Genomic DNA, 22086 nt, shown 5'->3' on the forward strand with positions numbered 1-22086 from the left:
TCGGAGCAGTCGCGGCCGGTGATGAGGCGTGGGACACGCTCTAGACTTCCCGGGTGACTTCCGCCGAGCTCACCGCGCTGCTCCGGGCAGCGACCACGGGCGCCCTCGCCGATCGGGGGATCGACGCCGACGTCGTGCTGCCCGGGATCGACTGGGCGGCGGCCGCGGCGCCCCGGGTGATCACCCGTGAGCCGGCGGCGGAACGCGGTTGTTACGCCAGCGCGGTGGCCCTGAAAGTCGCCGGGGTTTGCCGCGTGCCGGCCGCTGAGCTGGCCGAACGGGTGGCGGCGCGGTTGGGGGAGCACCCGGACGTGGTCGGGGCGGAAGCGGCCGGGGCCGGGTTCGTGAACTTCCGGCTGGGTCCGGCGCCCAGGGCGGCAGTGATCGGAAAGCTGCTGGACGGCGCCGGAGACCCCCCGGAGCCGGTCGACCCGGATCCGGTCGGCCAGGAGCCGGTCGACCAGGGGCTGGCCGACGCGGTCGGTGTGGACGCCGCGCGGTACGCGCTGCACCGGTCACCGGTGATCACCGACACCCGGCTGCTGGCCCGGTACACCGAGGAGAACCCGGTTTACCGGGTCCGCTACACGCACGCCAGGCTGGCCGCGCTGGCCCGGCACGCGCAAGCGTTGAAGATCACACCCGGCGACCGGTTCGAGCTGCTCGGGCACCCGGCCGAGGACGCGCTGACCGCCGCCCTCGCCGAGTTCCCCGTCCTGGCGAGAACCGGGCCGAAGATCACCCGCTACCTGGAACGGCTGGCCGGCCTGGTGGCGGAGTTCGAACGGCACTGCCCCGCCCTGCCCAAGGGCGACGAACCGACATCCGAACAACACCGAGCGAGGGTGGCGCTGGGCGCGGCCGCCCGCCGGGTCATGGCCGACGGCCTGGGCCTGCTCGGCGTGAGCGCCCCGGAGCGAATGTGAGAGCGCACCCCGCCGGACCCCGGCACGCCGACCTGAACATCCCGGCCCACGCCGCCGGCATCCCGCCGGCAACCCCGGAAGAACTGGACACGCTGGCGCCGAACGTGTGGCCGCGCAACGCCGGCCGGCGTACGACAGACGGCGCGGTGGAGATCGCCGGCGTGGACGTCCGGGAGCTGGCCGCGCGCTACGGCACGCCGCTGTTCGTGCTGGACGAGGCCGACTTCCGTTCCCGCTGCCGGGAGTTCGCCCAGGCCTACGGCGAGCCGAGCGCGGTGCACTACGCGGCGAAGGCGTTCCTGTGCACCGAGGTGGCCCGGTGGATCGCCGCCGAGGGGCTCTCCCTGGACGTGTGCAGCGGCGGCGAGCTGGCCATCGCGCTGCGGGCCGGGTTCCCGCCCGAGCGCATCGCCATGCACGGCAACAACAAGTCCGTGGCGGAACTCGAACAGGGCGTGGCGGCCGGGGTCGGCACCGTCGTGCTGGACTCGTTCTTCGAGATCGCCCGGCTGGACCAGGTGGCCCGCGACCGGGGTGTCCGGCAGCCGGTGATGATCCGGGTGACGGTCGGCGTGGAGGCGCACACCCACGAGTTCATCGCCACCGCGCACGAGGACCAGAAGTTCGGGTTCTCGCTGGCCGCGCACGGGCCGGAGGGTGACTCGGACGCCGCCGAGGCGGTGCGCAGGGTGCTCAAGTGCGACGGGCTGGAGCTGATCGGGCTGCACAGCCACATCGGCTCGCAGATCTTCGACGCGAACGGCTTCGAGGTGGCCGCCCGTCGCGTGGTCGGTCTGCTTGCCGATCTGCTGACCGAGCACGGCCCCGCCCGGACCGAGTCGATCACCTCCCTGGACCTCGGCGGCGGCCTCGGCATCGCCTACCTGCCCGACGACGACCCGCCGCCGGTGGACGCGCTGGCCGGGCAGCTGCTGGACATCGTGGGCAAGGAGTGCGCGGACGCCGGCCTGGCCATGCCGAAGGTGATGGTGGAGCCGGGCCGGGCGATCGTCGGCCCCGGCACGGTCACGCTGTACGAGGTGGGCACGCTGAAGGATGTGCCGCTGGGGCACGGCAGCTCGCGGCGCTACGTCAGCGTGGACGGCGGAATGAGCGACAACATCCGGCCGGCGCTGTACGACGCGCGCTACGACTGCCGGCTGGTCTCCCGGACGACCGCCGCCTCCGGGGCCACCCTGTCCCGCGTGGTCGGCAAGCACTGCGAGTCGGGTGACGTGCTGGTCTGGGACTGCTGGCTGCCCTCCGACCTGGCCCCCGGCGACCTCATCGCGATCGGCGCCACCGGGGCGTACTGCTACGCCATGGCCAGCGCGTACAACCGGCTGCCCCGCCCGGCCGTGGTCGCGGTGGCCGACGGCGAGCACCGGGTGCTGCTGCGCCGGGAGACCGACGAGGACCTGTTCCGGCTGGAAGTCACCGACTCGGGGGAGGCACGGTGAGCGACCCGATACGGGTGGCGCTGTTGGGGTGCGGCACGGTCGGCGGCGAGGTGGTGCGGCTGCTCGGCGAGCAGTCCGTCGAGCTGGCCGCCCGGGTCGGCGCGCCGGTGGAGCTGGTCGGAGTGGCCGTGCGCCGCCCGCACAAGCACCCCGAGGTGCCGGCCGAGCTGCTCACCGCCGATGCGTCCGGCCTGGTCAACCGGCCGGACGTGGACGTCGTGGTCGAGGTGATCGGCGGCATCGACCCGGCGCGCGGCCTGCTGCTGGACGCGCTCAAGGCGGGCCGGGGGGTGGTCACCGCGAACAAGGCGCTGCTGGCCGAGGACGGCGTGACGCTGGCCGAGGCCGCCGACGCGTCCGGCGCCGACCTCTACTACGAGGCCTCGGTGGCCGGCGCGATCCCGCTGCTGCGCCCGCTGCGCGAGTCGCTGGCCGGCGACAAGATCAACCGGGTGGCCGGGATCGTCAACGGCACCACCAACTTCATCCTCTCCGCGATGGCCTCCTCCGGCACCGGCTACCACGAGGCGCTGGACGAGGCCACCGAGCTGGGCTACGCGGAGGCCGACCCGAGCGCCGACGTGGACGGGTTCGACGCACAGGCCAAGGCGGCCATCCTGGCCACCCTGGCCTTCCACACCCGGGTCTCCGCCGCCGACGTGTACTGCGAGGGGATCAGCGCGGTGACCTCGGCCGACATCGCGGCGGCCGAGGCGGTCGGGTGCACGGTGAAGCTGCTGGCCATCTGCGAGCGGGTACCGGGTGAGCCCGAGTCCGTGTCCGCCCGGGTCTACCCGGCGATGGTGCCGCTCGGGCACCCGCTGGCCTCGGTGGACGGCGCGTACAACGCGGTGTTCGTGGAGGCCGAGGCGGCCGGCCAGCTGATGTTCTACGGCCAGGGCGCGGGCGGTGCGCCGACCGCCAGCGCGATCATGGGCGACCTGGTGGCGGTGGCCCGCAACCGGGTCGCCGGCGGGCGGGGCCCGCGCGAGTCGGCGGCCGCCGGCCTGCCCATCCGGCCGATGGGCGCCACCCCGACCCGCTACCACATCAGCCTCGAGGTGGACGACCGCGCGGGCGTGCTGGCCACCATCGCCGGGCTGTTCGCCCAGCAGGGCGTCAGCATCGCCACCGTCCGCCAGGACGTCACGCCGAGGGACGCCGGTGCGCGCGGCGCGCGCCTGGTCATCGTCACCCACCTGGCGCCGGATGCCGCGCTCGCGGCTACCGTTGCCGCGCTCGGCGAGCTGGACGAGGTGTTCGGCGTGGACCGGGTGCTGCGGGTGGAGAACCTCGGCCGTCCGGTGACCGCATTGGGAGTGACGTGATGCAAGGGGCAGAAGCAGTGGTCGCCGAGGTGGCGCGGCAACGCAACCGGGTGCGCTGGCCCGGGGTGATCGAGGCGTACCGGGACCGGATGCCGGTCGAGCCGGACTGGCGGGTGGTGACCCTCGGCGAGGGCGGTACCCCGCTGCTGCCCGCGCCGCACCTGTCCGACCGGGTGGGCTGTGAGGTCTACCTCAAGGTGGACGGGGCCAACCCGACCGGCTCGTTCAAGGACCGCGGCATGACCGTCGCGGTCACCGCCGCCCTGGCCAAGGGCGCGCAGGGCGTGCTCTGCGCGTCCACCGGCAACACCTCGGCCTCGGCCGCCGCCTACGCCGCGCGCGCCGGGCTGACCTGCGCGGTCCTGGTGCCGCAGGGCAAGATCGCGCTGGGCAAGCTGGCCCAGGCGGTGGCCCACGGCGCGAAGATCCTGCAGATCGAGGGTAACTTCGACGCCTGCCTGGAACTGGCCCGCAAGACCGCCGCCGAGTACCCGGTGGCCACCCTGGTGAACTCGGTCAACCCGGCCCGGATCGCCGGCCAGGCCAGCGCGGCCTACGAGATCTGCGACGAGCTGGGCGGGCCGCCGGACGTGCACTGCCTCCCGGTGGGCAACGCGGGCAACATCACCGCCTACTGGGCCGGTTACCGCGCCTATCACAGCGAGGGCCTGATCACCTCGTTGCCTCGCATGTTCGGGTTCCAGGCGGCCGGCGCCGCGCCGCTGGTGCACGGCGAGCCGGTGCGCGAGCCGGAGACCATCGCCACCGCGATCCGGATCGGTGCGCCCGCCTCCTGGGGCGGCGCGGTGGCGGCGCGGGACGAGTCGGACGGGCTGTTCGCCGCGGTGACCGACGAGGAGATCCTGACCGCCTACCGGCTGCTCTCCTCCCGGGAGGCGGTGTTCGTGGAGCCGGCCTCGGCGGCCAGCGTGGCCGGGTTGTTGCAGGTCGGGCGGGCGGGCACGCTGCCGGCCGGGTCGCGGGTGGTGTGCACGGTGACCGGGCACGGCCTGAAGGACCCGGACACCGCGCTGCTCGCGGCCGCCGACCCGGTGGTGCTCGAGGCGGACCCGAACGCGGTGGCTTCCGCACTCGGCCTGGCCTGATCCATGGCCAGCCGGGAGATCAAGGTCACGGTGCCGGCCTCCTCGGCCAACCTGGGGCCCGGCTTCGACACGCTGGGCCTCGCGCTGGCGTTTCACGACGAGGTGTACGCCTCGCCGGCCGACGACGGCCTGGTGGTCGAGGTGTTCGGCGAGGGCGCCGAGGCGGTGCCCCGCGACGAGCGGCACCTGGTGGTGCGCGCCATGCGGGCCGCGTTCGAGGCGCTGGAGGACTACGGGAAGCCGCCGCCCGGGATCCGGCTGCGCTGCCACAACCGCATCCCGCACGGCCGGGGACTCGGCTCCTCGGCGGCCGCTTCGGTGGCCGGCGCGGTCGCCGCCGCCGGCCTGCTGGGGTTGGAGCCGGCCGAGGTGCCGGACGCGTTGTTGCAGGTCACGTCCCGGATGGAGGGGCACGCGGACAACGCGGCCGCGGCGCTGCTCGGCGGTTTCGTGGTGGCTTGGCAGGCCGGGGAGACATACGGCGCGGCGCGCCTGGAACCGCACGCCGAGCTGGCGCCGGTGGCGTTCATCGCCGGCGAGGAGTCCGCCACCTCGGTCACCCGGGGACTACTGCCGGAACGGGTGCCGCTGGCCGATGCGGCGTTCACCGCCAGTCGCACCGCGCTCGGCGTCTGCGCGTTCACCACGCGCCCGGAACTGCTCATGCTGGCCACCGAGGACCGGCTGCACCAGCCGTACCGCCGACCGGCCTATCCCGCGTCGCTGGCGCTGGTGGAGGCGCTGCGCGAGCGGGGCGTCCCGGCGGTGATCTCCGGTGCCGGCCCGACCGTGCTCGCCCTGCCGGTGGCCGGCGAGTCCTCCCCGGACCCGGCACCACCGGGGTTTATCCTCACCCCGATGGGGGTGGACCGACAGGGTGCGCAGCTGGCGACCGGGTGATCGGTGTGGGGTGGAAAGGCACGTTGAACTGCCCCGCGCGGGTGGCACACCGGGGATCGTTGTTGCCCGGTCGGCGCCCGTCCTCTACGCTCGGGCCCGTACAACGACCGCGCGTGATCCACGCCGGTACTCTCCCGAGCTGAAACCCGGGTATTGATCTCTATCTCGAGTCGTGCTGCGTTGAAGCGCGGAGGGCGTCGGTAATTGGTTATGGAGCTGGTTGTTGTCCGTTGTATTCGTCGACGCGCGCGGTGGGTCTGGTGAGCCGCCAAGGTGGATTTACCCGAGCCATTGCCTCCGCGTTTCGACCACGTCGCCGTGCAGACGGCGCCGGCGACAAATCCGCTGAGCAGCACGCCGGTGCTGGTCGGTTAGGAAGGAACTTTGTGAGCGACACCGACACCATCGGCACCGAGCAGACGGCGGCCGAAGCCGCCGATTCGGCCGGTGCCCCCGCCGATGCCCCGAAGGACGCGCCCGACGGGGCAGCGGCGAACGGAAACACCACGCGCCGTCGTGGCGGGTTGACCGGCATGGTCCTCGCCGAACTGCGCCAGCTGGCCGGTGAGCTGAACATCCCGGACACCTCCGGGATGCGCCGCAACGACCTGATCGCGGCGATCAAGGAGCGCCAGGCCGGCGGCAAGTCGGGCGTGTCCCAGGGCCAGCTCGCGCTGGCCGAGGACGCGAAGCAGGAATCCGCCGGGAAGCCGGCGGGTGGCGCCCCCGAGAGCAACGGCGCCGGTCACTCGTCCGCCGCCGAGACCGGGTCCGCGCCGAGCGAGACCGCGCGGTCGGACGCCGGCGCCGCGAAGGCCGAGGCCCCGAAGACCGAAGCCGCGCCGTCCGGAGATCCGGCGAAGACCGAGTCCGCGCCCTCGAGCGAGGCCGCGAAGGCCGAGTCCCCGAGCGAGCCCGTGAAGACGGAGTCCTCGACCGAGGCCGTGAAGACCGAGTCCGCGCCGTCCGCCGACGCCGTGACCAGCGCGGACGCCCCCGCCGACGGTGCCGAGGCGCCGGCCCGGCCCAGCCGCCGCCGCCGCGCGGCGACCAGGGCGGCCGGTGCGCCGAACGCCAACGCCGACGGGGAGACGGCCAAGCCGGACACCGGCCGGTCCGATGCGCCGAAGGCGGAGAACGGCAAGCCGGCCGAGGCCGACAAGCCGGACGCCGGCCGCGCCGATGGCGACCAGGACGGCGAGGGCCGGGGCGGGCGCGACGGCGGCCGGGGCAACCGCGACCGCGAAGGCGGCAACCGGGACCGCGACCGCGACAACAACCGCGACCGCGACAACCGGGACCGCGACAACAACCGCGACCGGGACCGGGGCGACAACCGGGACCGGGGCGACGACGACGAGGATGGCGGCGGCCGCCGGCGCGGTCGCCGGTTCCGCGACCGCAACCGCCGGGGCAGCCGGGACCGCCGTGAGGGCGGCGGTGGCGGCGGCGGTGGCAACACCGAGCCGGAGCTGCGCGACGACGACGTGCTCACCCCGGTCGCGGGCATCCTGGACGTGCTGGACAACTACGCGTTCGTGCGCACCACCGGGTACCTGTCCGGGCCGGACGACGTCTACGTGTCGCTGTCCATGGTGCGCCGGCACGGGCTGCGCCGGGGCGACCACGTGGCCGGCGTGGTGCGCCAGCCGCGCGAGGGCGAGCAGCAGCGGCAGAAGTTCAACCCGCTGGTCCGGGTCGACTCGATCAACTGGAAGGACCCGGAGGTCGCCAAGAAGCGCCCCGAGTTCACCAAGCTGACCCCGCTCTACCCGAACGAGCGGCTGCGCCTCGAGACCGAGTCGCACAAGCTCACCACCCGGGTGATCGACCTGGTGATGCCGATCGGCAAGGGCCAGCGTGCGCTCATCGTCTCGCCGCCCAAGGCCGGCAAGACGATGATCCTGCAGGCCATCGCCAACGCGATCACCACCAACAACCCGGAGTGCCACCTGATGGTGGTGCTGGTGGACGAGCGGCCGGAAGAGGTCACCGACATGCAGCGGTCGGTGAAGGGTGAGGTCATCGCCTCCACCTTCGACCGCCCGCCGTCGGACCACACCACGGTCGCCGAGCTGTCCATCGAGCGGGCCAAGCGCCTGGTCGAGGAGGGCCAGGACGTGGTGGTGCTGCTCGACTCGATCACCCGCCTGGGCCGGGCCTACAACCTGGCGGCACCGGCCTCCGGTCGGATCCTGTCCGGTGGTGTCGACTCCACGGCGCTGTACCCGCCGAAGCGGTTCCTCGGCGCGGCGCGGAACATCGAGAACGGCGGCTCCCTGACCATCTTCGCCACCGCGCTGGTGGAGACCGGGTCCACCATGGACACGGTCATCTTCGAGGAGTTCAAGGGCACCGGCAACGCGGAGCTCAAGCTGGACCGGCGAATCGCCGACAAGCGGGTGTTCCCGGCCATCGACATCGACGCCTCCGGCACCCGCAAGGAGGAACTGCTGCTCGCGCCGGACGAGATGGCGATCACCGTCAAGCTGCGCCGGGTGTTGTCCGCACTGGACGACCAGCAGGCCCTGGACCTGGTGCTCACCCAGCTGCGCAAGACCCGTACCAACGCGGAGTTCCTGATGCAGGTCTCCAAGAACACCCCGAACGTCGACGACCGGGACTAGGTCTGCGGAACACGAGCCGGGCACCGCTTGTTATAGGCGGTGTCCGGCCGAGTTTCGTCCAGTGAGATACTGGATGTCGGCTGATTCGGCTCCGGTTCACCCCCGTGCGCGGGGGACCCGGCGGCCATGATGAGAGGACCGCACGTGAAGACTGGTATCCACCCGGACTACGTCACCACCGAGGTGACCTGTAGCTGCGGCAACACGTTCACCACCCACAGCACCAAGAAGAGCGGCTCGATCCACGTCGAGGTCTGCTCCAACTGCCACCCGTTCTACACCGGGAAGCAGAAGATCCTGGACAGCGGTGGCCGGGTTGCCCGCTTCGAGAAGCGCTACGGAAAGCGCGCCAAGTAGCTTCGATCAACGCCCGTCCACGCCCGCTCGCCCGGGTGTTGGACGGGCGTTTTTCTTGACCAGGGAGGTAGTCGATGGCCGTGACGTCTTCGGAGCAGGGCGCTCCCGGGCTGAACGCGCTGCTCACCGAGTACACCGACCTGGAGACCCGGCTGGCCGACCCGGCGGTGCACGCCGACGCCGCAACCGCCCGCTCGCTGGGCCGGCGCTACGCGCAGATCGGCCCGATCGTGCGCACCGCGCGCGAGCTGAACACCGTCCGGGACGACCTGGCCACCGCCCGCGAGCTGTCCGCCGAGGACGCCGCGTTCGCCGCCGAGGCCGAGGAACTGAGCGGCCGGGCGGACGAACTGGAGCGCAAGCTGGCCGAATTGCTGGTGCCGCGCGACCCGCACGACGGCGACGACGTGGTGCTCGAGGTGAAGGCCGGCGCCGGTGGCGAGGAGTCCGCGCTGTTCGCCGGCGACCTGCTGCGCATGTACCAGCGCTACGCCGAGCGTCGCGGCTGGAAGACCGAGATGCTCGGCGGCACCGACTCCGACCTGGGCGGGTTCAAGGACGTCACGCTGTCCATCCGGGGCCGGCCCAGTGACGGCGTGGACGGCGTGTGGTCGCGGCTGAAGTACGAGGGCGGCGTGCACCGCGTGCAGCGGGTGCCGGTGACCGAGTCACAGGGCCGCATCCACACTTCGGCGGCCGGCGTGCTGGTCTACCCGGAGGTCGAAGAGGCCGGCGACATCGAGATCGACGAGAAGGACCTGCGGGTGGACGTCTACCGCTCGTCCGGCCACGGCGGGCAGAGCGTGAACACCACCGACTCCGCGGTGCGGCTCACCCACATCCCCACCGGCATCGTCGTAACCTGCCAGAACGAGCGCTCCCAGCTGCAGAACCGGGCGCGCGCCATGGAGGTGCTGCGCTCCCGGCTGCAGGCGCTGGCCGACGAGCAGCGCGCCGCCGCCGCGTCCGCCGACCGCCGCTCCCAGGTGCGCACCGTGGACCGCTCGGAACGCATCCGCACCTACAACTTCCCGGAGAACCGGATCTCCGATCACCGGGTCAACTACAAGGCGCACAACCTGGACGGCGTCCTGGACGGCGACCTGGACGACATGCTCGACGCCCTGGTCGCCGCCGACCGCGCCGACTCCATCTCCAGCTAGATCATCGGGGCACGGTGGCCGGCGCGCCCGGATGCCTTGATGATCATGGAAGCTGGCGGTTTGGCGCGGTGTGGGTTTAAGGGCGGCTTGGGCGGCGCGGCTTGGTTGGTCTGCCGCGGCTCAGGAGCGGCCGGTTGCGGCTATTCGGACGGGGTGATCGTCGTCCGTGGCGGTGCCGCCCGTTCCGCCGAGCATGATCGCTGTCGCTGGCGCTTCAGCCTCGATTTTCGAGGCTAAACCGCCACGGATGACGATCACCCCGGACTGACGGCCCACCCGGCGAACCGCAACCGGCCTTGCCCGAGCCGCGGCAGACCAACCGAGCCGCGCCGCCCAAGCCGCCCCAAACCGGCGGATTCCGTGATCACCATGACCTGAGGGTCGCCCCGCCGTCCCGAGAGTGACCGCCATTTCATGCTGATCATGGGTTAGACGTCGGCCTGGTAGGGCGGGGCGGGGTCGTACTGGATGTAGCGCTGGGTGGCGCGCGCGTGGGCGGGGCCGTACAGCTGGCCGACCAGCCACAGGGCCATGTCGATCCCGGCGGACACGCCCTGGCTGGACACGATCTGACCGTCCCGGACCCAGCGCGCGTCCCGCACCACGTTGGCGCCGAGCTTCTCCAGCTCGTCCTCGAAACCCCAGTGGGTGGCCACTCGCTTGCCCGCGGCAAGGCCGGCGCCGTGCAGCAGCAGCGATCCGGTGCACACGCTGGTGGTCCATTGGGCCGCCGAGGAAACCCCGGCCAGCCAGCGCAACAACTTCTCGTTCTTCACCTCCCGGCGGGTTCCCTGCCCGCCGGGGACCAGGATGACGTCCAGCGGCGGGTGGTCGTCGAACGTCGCGTCGGGCACCACGCGCAGACCCTTCGCGCAGCGCACCGGCTCCAGGCCGGGACCGATCAACACCACCCGGTCCGGGTCCGAGCCGGCCTGCCCTCGGAGCATCGCCGAAGCGGTGAACACCTCCCACGGGCCGACGAAGTCCAGCTCCTCGGCGTCCGGGAAGACCACCACGCCAATCGTGTTAGCCATGCTCCTCAGCCTTGCACCCGGCGGCCCCCAGGGCGAGCGGTTAGGGTTTGGAGTGTGCTCGAAGTCGAGACGCCAGGAGGCGTGAGCATCGCCGAGGCGGCCCGCCGCACCGGGGTCAGCGTGCACACCCTGCGCTACTACGAACGAGCCGGCCTGGTGGTCACCGAGGTGGACCGCACGGCCAGCGGCCGGCGGCGCTACCAGCAGCTGGACCTGGCGTGGATCACGGTCTGCACCAAGCTGCGGGCCACCGGAATGCCGATCAGGACCATCCGGCGCTACGCCGAACTGGTCGCCGAGGGGCCGGGCAACGAGCGGGAGCGGCTGGCCCTGTTGGAGGAACACCGCGAAGAGGTGGTCGCCAAGCTGGCCGAGGTGCGGGAGAGTTTGGAGACCATCAACCACAAGATCGACGTGTACCGGGGCCGACTGGCCGCCGGTGACGCGGACCGGCTCTGGGCGCCGGACCGATCGCGTCAAGGGTGACGCCGAGGGTGACCCCACCCCCAGCGGGGTACGCCGTTGGAGAACCTGTCCAACCCGAAGGCGCGGTGCTAGGAACGAACCAGCCAACGTTGACAGGAGGGTCAATGAAGACCAGGGCAGCGGTGCTGCGCGGAACGGGGCAGGAGTTCGAGGTCACCGAGCTGGATCTGGACCCGCCGAAGTCCGGCGAGGTGCTGATCAAGTACGTCGCGGCCGGGCTGTGCCACTCCGACGAGCACCTGCGGCATGGCGACATCGTCCCCCGGTTCCCGCTGGTCGGCGGGCACGAGGGCGCCGGGATCATCGAGGAGGTCGGCGAGGGGGTCACCCGGCTCAAGCCCGGTGACCACGTGATCTGCTCGTTCCTGCCGGTGTGCGGGCACTGCCGGTTCTGCGCCAGCGGAATGACCAACCTGTGTGACCTCGGGGCCGGCATCCTGGAGGGCTACCTGCCCGACGGCACCTTCCGGTTCCACGGGTCGGACGGCGAGGACATCGGCGGAATGTGCATGCTCGGCACGTTCTCCGAGCGCGCGGTGATCTCCGAGAACTCCGCCATCAAGGTCGCCGACGACGTGCCGCTGGACAAGGCGGTGCTGATCGGCTGTGGTGTGCCGACCGGGTTCGGTTCGGCGGTGAACGCGGCGGCCACGGAGCCGGGGGACACCATCGCCATCTACGGCATCGGCGGCATCGGCATCAACGCGGTTCAGGGCGCCGCGCTGGCCGGCGCGGCCAACGTGGTGGCCATCGACCCGCTGCCGAACAAGCGGGAGATGGCGGAGAAGATGGGCGCCACCCACAGCGTGGCCGACGCCGAGGCGGCGCACGAGCTGATCCAGCAGCTGACCCACGGGGTCGGCGCGGACAAGGCGATCATCACGGTCGACGTGGTGACCACCGAGGTGACCACGTCCGCCATCCACTGCATCCGCAAGGGCGGCACCGTGGTGATCACCGGCCTGGCCGACCCGACCAAGAACACCATCGAGTTCCCCGGCGCGCTGCTCACCCTGTTCGAGAAGCGCATCCAGGGCTCGCTGTTCGGCTCGGGCGACCCGTTCAAGGACATCCCGAGGCTGGTCAACATGTACCAGACCGGCCAGCTCAAGCTGGACGAGCTGATCACGACCACGTACACCCTCGACGAGATCAACCAGGGCTACAAGGACCTGGTCGAGGGGAAGAACGTGCGCGGCGTAATCGTGTATTAGGCGCGGAACGCGCCGGCCGAGCGCGCGCCCAGTCAGGCGTGCGGGGAGACAGGGCGCGGAACGCGCCGGTTCGGGTTACCGTTCCGCTGAACGCTCGATAGAAAACGTTCGGCGGAACGGCGACCCGCACACCCGGAGGTGCACTTGATCATCGGCTTGCGTCGGGAGCGCGAGGTCCTGACCGTCGCGCTGGACACCGGACGGCACGTCGTCATCGAGGGACCGCCGGGCACCGGCAAGTCCACCCTGCTGCGCGCGATCGCCGGCGAGGCCGGGCAGCAGGTGGTGTTCGTGGAGGGCAACGCGGAGCTCACCCCGGCCCGGTTGATCGGCAGCTACGACCCCTCGCAGGTGCTCTCCGAGGGTTACCGGGCGGACAGCTTCCTGGACGGCCCGCTGCTCACCGCGATGCGCGGCGGCGGGCTGCTCTACCTGGAAGAGCTGAACCGGGTGCCGGAGGAGACGCTGAACGTGCTGATCACCGTGCTCACCGAGGGGGAGATCGCGGTCCCCCGGCTGGGCACGGTGCACGCGGGCAAGAACTTCCGGATGATCGCCGCGATGAACCCGTTCGACGCGGTGGGCACCGCACGGGTCAGCCAGGCCATCGCCGACCGGATGTGCCGGATCGTCCTCGGCTACCAGGACGAACCGGCGGAGCGGGCCATCACCACCGGGATGACCGGGGTGAACGGCAAGGTCGTGGAGCTGTCCGTGGCGCTCACCCGGGCCACCCGGGAGCACCGGGACGTGCGGATGGGGTCATCGGTGCGCGGCGCGATCGACCTGGTGCACCTGCTCACCGGCCTGGGCCGGCTGCGCGGCGAGCCGGCGCTGGTCCGGGACACCGCCCGGGACGCGGCCTACGCGGCGCTGTCCGGGCGGATCCGGGTGGCCGAGGGCGTGGACCGCACCGCCGAGTCGGTGATCGACGAGCTGCTCGAGCAGCTCTGGCCCGAGGAAGAGGAACAACCGCCGGACCGGAACGGGTCACCGGAGGACCAGGGCCAACAGCTCGGCGAGCAACAATCGGGCGGCCAGGGAAAAGGTAACGGCCTGCCCGACGAGGCAGGCGCGCAGCGACCCAGCCGGCGCCGCCGGGACCCCTCGGCCCGGACCAATGGGCGCGCCGAGCTGGCCCACCGGCACGAGAACTTCGAGAAGGTTTCCCCGAAGGCCGGCGAGCTGGACGAGGAGGCCTTCTCCGACCTGCTGCGGGAGGACCCGGACGCGGCCGCCGCGATGCTGGCCGACCTGGCCATGGCCACCGACCGGGAGCTGCGCGCGGCCGCCCGGAAGCTGGCCGGCCGGGTGTTCATCCAGCTCGGCCGGACCGGTCCGGCCCGGTCCCGGGGGACCCGCAAGATCGGCCCTCGGCGCGGGCGCGCGGAACTGGACGGCGACCTGGACCTGGATCGCACCTTGGACGGCTGGTCCGGCCGCTGGCCACCGACCGCCGACGAGCTGGTCATCTCCACCTGGACCGCGCACCGGCGGGCGATCTGCCTGCTGGTGGACTCCAGCGGCTCGATGCACGGGCTGGCCGTGGCGCTGGCCGCCGTGGCCGCCGCCGGCGTGGTGCTGGCGGGGGCGAGCGGCAGCGCGTCCTCCGGCGGGTCGCGCCGGCTGGACACCAGCGTGGTCGCCTTCGGCGAGGAGGTCACCGTGCTCGGCGCGGCGGGCGTGCGCCGGCCGCCGGAGGAGCTGATCGGCGAGCTGGTCGGGTTGCGCGGGCACGGCCTCACCGACTTGGCCGGCGCGCTGCGCGAGGCCAGCCGGCAGCTATCCACGGTGGCCGCCGACGAGCGGATCGTGGTGCTGCTCTCCGACTGCCTGCACACCACCGGGGCGGACCCGGGCACCGCGCTGGGTGGCATCGACCGGCTGCACGTGCTCTGCCCGCTGCCCACCGAGGAGGCCACCACGGCGGCCACCGCGCTGGCCGGCCGGGGCGGTGGCCAGTACCAACCGGTCCGGCGCCTGGTCGACATCGCTCCCGCGCTGAGCCGCCTGTTGGCAATGAGCTAGGTGGGGAACATGTTTCGATCGGCCGGCGGGCGTCACCCGATCATCGGGCGATCTATATTTGATCTTGATAGTGAAGATCGTCGGCGTCGCCCGATTGGCTGTACGGCGTTTCGACTGGTGACTGTGAGCCCAGTGGGAAATGCATCGCCACGCTGCGTGAATGCGAAGCTCAACTAGATGTAGCTAATGTTCCGGAGCGGAAACTACGTTGCGTAGTAATACGCTGTCAACGGCCTGAACATCCTTAGTTTTGCGCCGGTTTTCGCAGGTCAAGCCGGTCAAAGCTTGCTGAGAGGGGGAGAGTACGGTGGGATGAGTCCGGTGGCAGCGTGGCGGGGGTCCCGCTCCGGTGACGCTGGTCGACCTGTTCTATTGGGAGGGGTTGCCAGGCTGATGCGGCCAGTCATTGTTTTGGGTGCGTACACGCCAGGGGTGGCGATGGTGCGCGCGCTCGGTCAGGCTGGCGTACCAGTGTCTGTGGTCACGTACAACAAACGTGACATGGGCATCGCCTCCCGCTGGGTGCGCGAGGCGTTGGTCTGTCCCAACCCCGAGCTGCGGGAGGGCGAGTTCATCTCGTTCCTGGTCGGCCTGGCCGACCGGTACCCGGACGCGGTGCTGATGCCCAGCTCGGACCGTGCGCTCCAGGCCGTCGTGCGGCACGCCGCCACCCTGGAGGCCGCCGGGTTCGCGGTGGCCGCGCCGAGCGAGTCGGTGGCCAAGGCCTGCCTGGACAAGTCGGCCACCTATGCCGTCGCCGACGCGGCCGGGGTACCGGCGCCGGTCTCGGTGAACCTGGGCGAGCCGGCGGACATCGACCGGTTCGCCGCGCGCGCGAAGTTCCCGGCCGTGCTGAAGCCGATGATCTCCCACCAGTACTACGCGGTGTTCGGCCGCAAGTGGAAGCCGGTCAACTCGGTGGCCGAGGCGATGGCCGGCTTCCAGGAGGCGCGGGCAGCCGGGCTGGAGGTCATGCTGCAGGAGCTGATCACCGGCGACGAGCTGTGCGGCGCGAACTACAACGCCTACTTCTGGGACGGCCAGCCGTTGCTGGAGATGACCGCCGAGAAGATCCGCAACTCGCCGATGGAGACCGGTTCGCCGTGCGTGGCGGTGAGCCGGGACCTGCCGGAGGTGCGCAAGGTCGGCCGCGAGCTGCTGGCCGCCATGGGCTACCAGGGCTTCGCCAACATCGAGTTCAAGCGGGACCCGGTCGACGGCCTGTACAAGGTCATCGAGGTGAACGCCCGGCACAACCTGTCCGGGATGCTCGCGCTGCGGTGCGGGGTCAACTTCCCGCTGGCCCAGTACCGGCACGTGGCCTACGGCGAGACGCCGGCCTGGCAGGACAGCTTCCGGCAGGGCCTGTACTGGATCGACGGCACCCGGGACGTCCGCGAGCTGCTGACCTACCTGCGTCGGGGCGACTACAGCCTGCGCCGCTTCGTGGCTCCGTATCTGGCCCCGCACACCGGTGCGGTATGGGACCGGAACGACACCGGCCCGGCCCGGATGCGGCTGTGGGACACCGTGCGGGAGCTGTTCCTGCTGCTGCGCGGCAAGGCCGCGTCCGGCGCGAAGTCCCCGGCGAACAACCTCACCAACTCACACTGAGGGCCGGCGATCTCCCGGAGCTTGGGCACGGCCCGTTGCGCTTCATTCAGGCCCCTGGCGCCTCGTTCGTTGCGCACCGTGATGGCCGGCACGGCTTTTGAACGGCTCCGGACGCTCGTCATTCATCGAGCGCGGGCTCAGTCCGGTTCGATCATGGAATCCGCCGGACTCAGCTTGCGCTCGATGAAGCCGTCCGCGCGGCTGCCCGCGGCCTGACCACGGTCCGTAACCAAGGCGTGGAACCAAGACGCGCGGGAGCGGGCGCAATGCAACGGGTGGCACCCGAACGGCGGGAGAACGCCCAGCCGCGCCGTCCGAGCGGCCCTGAGAGCGGCACCCGGCTCAAGTGAAGATCGACATCAACCTCGGGTGCCTGCCGGCCCTACCGGACAGGTGCAGCAGGCCCCCGTCGGTTCCGCTGAGCCCTACAGCCGGTCCACGGCGGGGGAGCGCAGGCGGTTGCGGGTGTCCAGCACCTTCTCCGCGTGGGCCTCCAGCAGCGGCCAGTCGATGTCGTCGTGGTCGGTCAGGACGACCACCAGGTCGGCCGCCGCCACGTCCGCCTCGGTGCCCGCCACCAGGGTGATGCCGGCCGGCACGTGGTCGGCCGGGATGAGCGGGTCGACCGCGCGCAGCCGCGCGCCCAGGTCGGCCAGCCGGTTGGCCACGGCGATCGCCGGCGACTCCCGGGCGTCGCCGGAGTTGGGCTTGTAGGCCAGCCCGATCAGCAGGATGTTGGAGCCGTTGACCGACTTGCGCTTGCCGTTCAGGTGCGCGGTGGTCCGGTCGGCCACGTAGTCCGGCATGTGGTCGTTCACGTCGTTGGCGATGTCCACGAACCGGAAGTTGCGGCCCAGGGTGCGGCGCACCTGCCAGGACAGGTACGAGGGGTCGATCGGCAGGCAGTGCCCGCCGACGCCGGGGCCGGGGGTGAACTTCATGAACCCGAACGGTTTGCTGGCCGCCGCGTCGATCACCGACCACACGTCGATGCCCAGGTCGTGGCAGTACACCGCCAGCTCGTTGACCAGCGCGATGTTCACGTGCCGGAAGGTGTTCTCCAGCAGCTTGGCCAGCTCGGCCTCGCGGGTGCCGGACACCGGGACGACCTTCTCCACCAGCGCGCCGAAGAATTCGGCCACCGCGTTCAAGGACGCCTCGTCGACGCCGGAGACGATCTTCGGGGTGTTCTCCAGGCGGTAGACCTTGTCGCCGGGGTTGATCCGCTCCGGGGAGAAGCCGACGTGGAAGTCCGGGCCGGCGCGCAGCCCGCTCACCGACTCCAGCTTCGGCACCACGATCTCCTCGGTGGTGCCCGGGTAGGTGGTGGACTCCAGGATCACGCAGCAGCCGGGCCGCACGTGCGGGGCGACGGTGGCCGTGGCCGACTCGATGTAGGACAGGTCGGGTGCGCCGTCCCGCAGCGGGGTGGGCACCGAGATGACCGCGATGTCGAAACCGGCCAGGTCGTCCGGGTCGGCGGTCGGCGTGAACCGGCCGGTGGCCAGCGCCTCGGCGACCTCCGCGTCGGTGATGTCGTCGATGTAGGTCTGCCCGCCGCGCAGCCGGTCGACCTTCTCCTTGGCCACGTCGAAGCCGACCACGTCGAAGCCGACCTGGACCGCCCGCATGGACACCGGCAGGCCCACGTAGCCCTGGCCGAGGATGACCACTCTCGCTGTCATGTCTGAAAACCCCTCTAGCAGAAGTGTCGGTAGAGCAGCGCGCCGGCGGCCGTGCTGATCTCGTCCGGGACGGAGTCCTCGGTGAACAACCTGGTCAGCTCGCCGAGCATGCCGCCGACCTGAGGATTGGGTACTGGATCGGGGCCACCGCGCAGGGTGACCACCCGGCGCTCGTCGCTGGCCCACTTGCGCTTGTAGGACACCAGCCCCGGCTGGTCCAGGTCGGAGATGCCCCAGTCGATGCCCCGCAGGCCCCGGGATATGGCCAGCTTGCAGGCCGCCCAGTAGAGCGCGTCGTTCGGGCGCTTGGGCAGGAACTCGGAGCGGGAGGCGCCGAACTTGTAGTACAGCGTGTCGCCCCAGACCAGGTACATCGCGCCGGCCGCGATCTCCCCGTCGATCTCCGCGAGCAGCGTGACGACCCCGTCGGCGGCGGTGAACTCGCGCCAGATGTTCTCGAAGAAGCTCAGCGGCTGCGCCAGCAGCCGGTACTTGCGCTTGCGCAGGCCCACGTGCAGCTTGTGGAACTCCCGCACCGCGTCGATGTCGGTGCCGCTGAGCACCTTCACGCCGTTGCGGTCGGCCGCCTTCAGGTTCCGCCGGGACACCGAGCTGATCTTCTTGTGCAGCTCGTCCTCGGTGAGGTCGGTCGGCGTGCCGTGCCAGGCCGCCTCGCCGACCTGGCGCAGCCGCTCGTCCGCGGCCGCCGGGTGGTCGGAGAAGCAGCGCAGGGTGAACGGGTGGCCCTCGGCCAGCGCGTCGTCCAGCAGGCCGGGCCAGCCGGCCGGGTCGCCGTCACGCAGCGGCGGGTCCGCCCGGTCGCAGAACGGCAGGGCGGAGATGCGGGCGCCCCGGATGTCCTCGACGGTCACCCAGGCCAGGCCCCCGACCGGCTGGTCGTTCTCGGCGACTGCCACCCGCGCGCTCGGGGTGAAGTCGTAGCTGTGGCAGACTGCGCTGATCCAGGGCGGAGAGGTGAACAGGCTGCCCGCCGGCCCGCTGGCCAGCTGTGCCCACCTTGGGTCCAAGCGTGGATCAACCCGGTGAATCGCGTTGACGGTGTGCTCCTCGGATGGTGCTGTACGTCGCCGGGCGGATGTTGTCCGGCCCGGGCCCGTCCGTCACGATACCTGCCGGTGCGGAGTGGGGGTTTGACGGTGCTGACCAGGCCTCAGGACTGGCGCGTGCTACTCCTGGTCGGGGTGCTCCTCGGGGTGGCCGCGTTGGCCGGGTGCGGTTCGCCGTCACCCGATGAACGTATGGAGAACGCCCCGCCGCCGCCGGCCCGCAACGCGTTGCCGCCCGGTGGCTGCCCCAACGCCGTCTCGGACCCCGACCAGGCGCAACGGGCGCTGAACGGCGCGCGCCCGGGTGACACGGTCTGCCTGACCGGCCCCGGACTGCTGTCGGTCTCGCTGAAGGTGATCCGGTCCGGGCTGCCCGGGGTGCCCGTGCGGATACTCTCCGACGGCGCCGAGGTGCGGGGCGTGGACGTGCGCGCGGACTACGTCGAGGTGGCCGGGTTCACCATGCGCGAGGGCGGCGGGCTGAACCTGCGCGGCACCGGGCTGGACGCGCACGACAACAACGTCTGGGGTGCCCGGCGCAACGGGATCAGCTGCACCTGCGTGGACTCGCGGGTGGAGGGCAACGAGGTCTACGGCACCGAGGGCACCGGCATCCGGGTGGAGGGCGAGCGGGTCTCGGTGCGGCGCAACACGGTGAGCGGCTCGCTGCGCGCCGAGGCGCCCGGTAGGGAGCAGGGTGCCGCGGACGGCAGCGACGACGCGGACGGCGTGCGCTTCTTCGGCAGCGGGCTGCGGATCAGCGAAAACGTGGTTCGGGACATCTCCATGGCCGGTTACCCGCCCGGCGAGGGGCCGCACCCGGACTGCTTCCAGACCTTCGACACGGACTCCCCGCCGACGTTCGACGTGGAGATATCCGGCAACCGCTGCGAGCGGGTCGCCGAGCAGTGCCTGATCGGCACGGGCAAGAAGGGCAACCCCGGAGTGCCGGCCGGCATGCGGTCGATCACCTTCGTGGCCAACTACTGCGATGTCGGCGGCGCCCAGGCGATCAGCCTCGCCGGCTATCCCCACGTCGAGCTGCGCGGCAACACCCTGGCCGGCCCGAAGCTCTACCGGGGCATCGCGCTGACCAAGGGCGCCTCGGACGCCGTGGTCGCGGACAACGTCCTGAAAGGCGACCGACCCGTGTTGGAGGCGGACCCGGACTCCGCGCCGGCGAGAAACGACAACAACCGCACCGAACGCTGAGGCTCGGCGCCGGTCCCTGGGAACCGAGCGGTGGGTTCCGGTGCCGGTTCCAACAACGGCCGGACGGCGCGGCTGTGGCTGGTCCGCCGCGGCTTTGGCTCGGCCTGTTGCGCCAGGAACGAGGTACGCCCGGCCGGCGCCGGGGAGGTGGTCAACTCATCTTCGCAGACGTTACTTGTTGGTAGGACGTCTCTGATGATGAGTTGATCTTGATCCATTCCGATTATTGCTGCCGAACGTCACGCCGTTCAGGTTCGATCTTGCGAAAACCTGAACCAGGTAACTCTCGCCGGAGCGAAGCTGCGGTCAATGGGATGTGAGGGGCGGAAGAGGCAGTTGAGACACGCGTGGCCGCGCGAAGCGGGAGAACGCAAGGTCTGCGGCCGTCCAAGCCGAGGCGAGACGGGAGATGCGACCGGACGCAACGGGCCGAGCCGGAGCCGCGGCGGACCAGCCCCAGCCGCGGAGGTCCAAGCCATCCTCAGAATCGGCACCGGTCGGAACCGCGGGTCCCGCCGTCGTCGGAGCCGCCTTTGGAGCCTGAGCCGCGCCGAGCGGGGCTCAGGCGTCGGGGCGCGATTCGGGGGCGGTGCGCTGTGCGGGGACGGTGGGACGCCGGGTGCCGGCGAACTCGCTCAGCACGTCCGCGAGGGAGCCGAGCAGGCGGCTGTCCTGACGCCGGGGAACCCACGTGTCGAGGCGCAGCTCGCTGAGGGCTGAAGGCCGGGAGGTCTGCTGTGACATGAGTGGAATCGCCTTCGATGTGAGGCAGGGTCACCCTTGTTATCGCAACCGGGCCAGCCTAGCGTTTCAACCCGATTGGGGGATACCCAAACGAGCCACGAAGTAGTCGAGCGTTCGACTAACTCGACAGCGCCTGGGCCGGGACGTTGTCCAGCCGGAACGGTGGCGGGTTGTCCGTCTTCACCACGGCGTGCTCGAGGGTGCCCAGCAGGTCGTCCACGTTCAGCGTGGCCAGGTCCTCGATGGGCCGGCCCAGTCCGCGCCGGGCCAGTTCCTTGGACAGGTCCAGCTGGTGGTCGTCGCCGGCCTCGCCGAACCCGGACAGCCGGTTGGCCAGCAGCGGGAGGTGGCCGCTGTCCAGCACGGCCAGCGCCGAACCGGCGCCGGAGTGCGAGACCACGATGTGGGCGTCCCGCAGCGCGTCGTTCAGCTCGGCGGCCGGCAGGAACGGACGGGCCTCGATGCCCAGCCCGTCGACGGGCGTGCAGCCGGTCTGCCAGAGCACCCGCACCGGGCGCTCCACCGCCTTGCTCAGCGGTCCGTCCTCGGCCAGCAGGGCGGCCAGCGGCTCGATGAGGCGGCGGAACGGGAACTCGCCCGCCGTGCCCACGGTGACCACCACGCGCACCTCGTCCGAGCCGGTCAGCGCGGCCAGGCCGGCACCGGCCTCCGGCCGGTACACGTCGAAGCTGCTGCCGCCGTAGTGCCAGCCCTGGTCGGTCCAGTGCGGGTACTGGGTGTGGCAGTGCACGCCGGGCACCCGGCGCAGCACCTTCCCGGTGGCCGAGGGGTGGGTCACCCGGGCCGCGCTCTCGATGTAGTGGCACTCGACGCCGCGCGCGGCCAGGTAAGGCAGGTAGCCGAGCGCGATCGCCGAGCCGGTGGACACCGCGCGCGTGATCTTCCGCTGCTGGAGCAGCTGGTGGGCCTGGGGCATCGCCTTGAGCACCCCGGGCACCGAGTGGAAGCCGATGTAGGGCACGTAGACCACGTCCCGGCCGGCCAGCAGGGAGGTGGACTGCTCGTTGGCGTGGGTCACCCACACCGAGTCGTCGTCCTGGGGGATCCGTCGGGAGAGGCCGTCCAGCTGGGCAAGGTGACCACCAGTGGTGGCGACGAACAGGGTGGTCATGAA

Annotated in this window: 18 protein-coding genes; 13 read left to right on the top strand and 5 right to left on the bottom strand. The window is 71.5% G+C overall.

Annotated elements, in window-relative coordinates; translation table 11 throughout:
• Positions 1 to 53: 53 nt before the first annotated feature.
• The 8 genes from ABEB12_RS15075 to prfA all read left to right on the top strand — a co-directional run bounded on the left by ABEB12_RS15075 (position 54) and on the right by prfA (position 9867).
• Positions 54 to 926 (top strand): DALR anticodon-binding domain-containing protein, encoded by an 873-nt coding sequence (locus ABEB12_RS15075; protein ID WP_185064063.1) that lies wholly within the window; start codon positions 54 to 56, stop codon positions 924 to 926.
• The gene (gene lysA / locus ABEB12_RS15080; RefSeq protein WP_185064064.1) at positions 923 to 2386 is read left to right on the top strand and encodes a diaminopimelate decarboxylase; all 1464 of its coding nucleotides are present in this window, start codon (positions 923 to 925) and stop codon (positions 2384 to 2386) included. The genes ABEB12_RS15075 and lysA overlap by 4 nt, the downstream gene beginning before the upstream one ends.
• Positions 2383 to 3714: a homoserine dehydrogenase gene (locus ABEB12_RS15085; protein WP_185064065.1), complete on the top strand. Its 1332-nt coding sequence runs from the start codon at positions 2383 to 2385 to the stop codon at positions 3712 to 3714. The genes lysA and ABEB12_RS15085 overlap by 4 nt, the downstream gene beginning before the upstream one ends.
• Complete coding sequence (gene thrC, locus ABEB12_RS15090; RefSeq protein WP_185064066.1) at positions 3714 to 4820, top strand: threonine synthase; 1107 nt, start codon at positions 3714 to 3716, stop codon at positions 4818 to 4820. Before ABEB12_RS15085 ends, thrC begins: the two co-directional genes overlap by 1 nt.
• A gap of 3 nt (positions 4821 to 4823) precedes the next feature.
• Positions 4824 to 5720 carry a homoserine kinase gene (gene thrB, locus ABEB12_RS15095; RefSeq protein WP_185064067.1) on the top strand — a complete coding sequence of 299 codons (897 nt, stop codon included), beginning with the start codon at positions 4824 to 4826 and terminating at the stop codon, positions 5718 to 5720.
• 533 nt (positions 5721 to 6253) lie between these two features.
• Entirely contained in the window at positions 6254 to 8347 is a 2094-nt protein-coding gene (rho, locus tag ABEB12_RS15100; RefSeq protein ID WP_221498655.1) for a transcription termination factor Rho, read from the top strand.
• Between the two features lie 144 nt (positions 8348 to 8491).
• The gene (rpmE, locus tag ABEB12_RS15105; RefSeq protein ID WP_185064069.1) at positions 8492 to 8704 is read left to right on the top strand and encodes a 50S ribosomal protein L31; all 213 of its coding nucleotides are present in this window, start codon (positions 8492 to 8494) and stop codon (positions 8702 to 8704) included.
• 74 nt (positions 8705 to 8778) lie between these two features.
• Positions 8779 to 9867, top strand: coding sequence for a peptide chain release factor 1 (gene prfA / locus ABEB12_RS15110; RefSeq protein ID WP_185064070.1), 1089 nt, complete (start codon positions 8779 to 8781; stop codon positions 9865 to 9867).
• A gap of 428 nt (positions 9868 to 10295) precedes the next feature.
• Here prfA and ABEB12_RS15115 read toward each other — a convergent pair whose 3' ends face one another.
• Positions 10296 to 10901: a DJ-1/PfpI family protein gene (locus ABEB12_RS15115; protein ID WP_185064071.1), complete on the bottom strand. Its 606-nt coding sequence runs from the start codon at positions 10899 to 10901 to the stop codon at positions 10296 to 10298.
• A 54-nt stretch (positions 10902 to 10955) separates the two neighbouring features.
• Between ABEB12_RS15115 and ABEB12_RS15120 the strand changes: the two genes are divergently transcribed.
• The 4 genes from ABEB12_RS15120 to ABEB12_RS15135 all read left to right on the top strand — a co-directional run bounded on the left by ABEB12_RS15120 (position 10956) and on the right by ABEB12_RS15135 (position 16243).
• The gene (locus tag ABEB12_RS15120) at positions 10956 to 11387 is read left to right on the top strand and encodes a MerR family transcriptional regulator (protein ID WP_185064072.1); all 432 of its coding nucleotides are present in this window, start codon (positions 10956 to 10958) and stop codon (positions 11385 to 11387) included.
• Positions 11388 to 11491: 104 nt separating this feature from the next.
• Complete coding sequence (locus tag ABEB12_RS15125; RefSeq protein ID WP_185064073.1) at positions 11492 to 12601, top strand: NDMA-dependent alcohol dehydrogenase; 1110 nt, start codon at positions 11492 to 11494, stop codon at positions 12599 to 12601.
• Between the two features lie 144 nt (positions 12602 to 12745).
• Positions 12746 to 14629, top strand: coding sequence for an AAA family ATPase (locus tag ABEB12_RS15130; RefSeq protein ID WP_221498493.1), 1884 nt, complete (start codon positions 12746 to 12748; stop codon positions 14627 to 14629).
• A 471-nt stretch (positions 14630 to 15100) separates the two neighbouring features.
• On the top strand, positions 15101 to 16243 hold the full coding sequence (locus ABEB12_RS15135) for a hypothetical protein (protein ID WP_185064075.1): 1143 nt from the start codon (positions 15101 to 15103) through the stop codon (positions 16241 to 16243).
• A gap of 425 nt (positions 16244 to 16668) precedes the next feature.
• On the opposite strand, the gene ABEB12_RS15140 is transcribed toward ABEB12_RS15135, so the two are convergent.
• Both ABEB12_RS15140 and ABEB12_RS15145 read right to left on the bottom strand, forming a co-directional pair.
• Positions 16669 to 17928 carry a nucleotide sugar dehydrogenase gene (locus ABEB12_RS15140; RefSeq protein WP_185064076.1) on the bottom strand — a complete coding sequence of 420 codons (1260 nt, stop codon included), beginning with the start codon at positions 17926 to 17928 and terminating at the stop codon, positions 16669 to 16671.
• Between the two features lie 14 nt (positions 17929 to 17942).
• Positions 17943 to 18956, bottom strand: a complete 1014-nt coding sequence (locus ABEB12_RS15145) for a GNAT family N-acetyltransferase (protein ID WP_185064077.1) — start codon at positions 18954 to 18956, stop codon at positions 17943 to 17945.
• 129 nt (positions 18957 to 19085) lie between these two features.
• On the opposite strand from ABEB12_RS15145, the gene ABEB12_RS15150 reads away from it, so the two are divergent.
• Positions 19086 to 20207: a right-handed parallel beta-helix repeat-containing protein gene (locus tag ABEB12_RS15150; RefSeq protein WP_185064078.1), complete on the top strand. Its 1122-nt coding sequence runs from the start codon at positions 19086 to 19088 to the stop codon at positions 20205 to 20207.
• Positions 20208 to 20768: 561 nt separating this feature from the next.
• Here the strand turns inward: ABEB12_RS15150 and ABEB12_RS15155 are convergent.
• On the bottom strand, positions 20769 to 20951 hold the full coding sequence (locus tag ABEB12_RS15155; RefSeq protein WP_185064079.1) for a hypothetical protein: 183 nt from the start codon (positions 20949 to 20951) through the stop codon (positions 20769 to 20771).
• A 118-nt stretch (positions 20952 to 21069) separates the two neighbouring features.
• Positions 21070 to 22083: a glycosyltransferase gene (locus tag ABEB12_RS15160; protein ID WP_185064080.1), complete on the bottom strand. Its 1014-nt coding sequence runs from the start codon at positions 22081 to 22083 to the stop codon at positions 21070 to 21072.
• Between the last annotated feature and the right edge of the window lie 3 nt (positions 22084 to 22086).

It is taken from the genome of Actinospineispora eucalypti, assembly GCF_039543365.1.
In the GTDB taxonomy this organism is placed as follows: Bacteria; Actinomycetota; Actinomycetes; order Mycobacteriales; family Pseudonocardiaceae; genus Pseudonocardia; species Pseudonocardia eucalypti.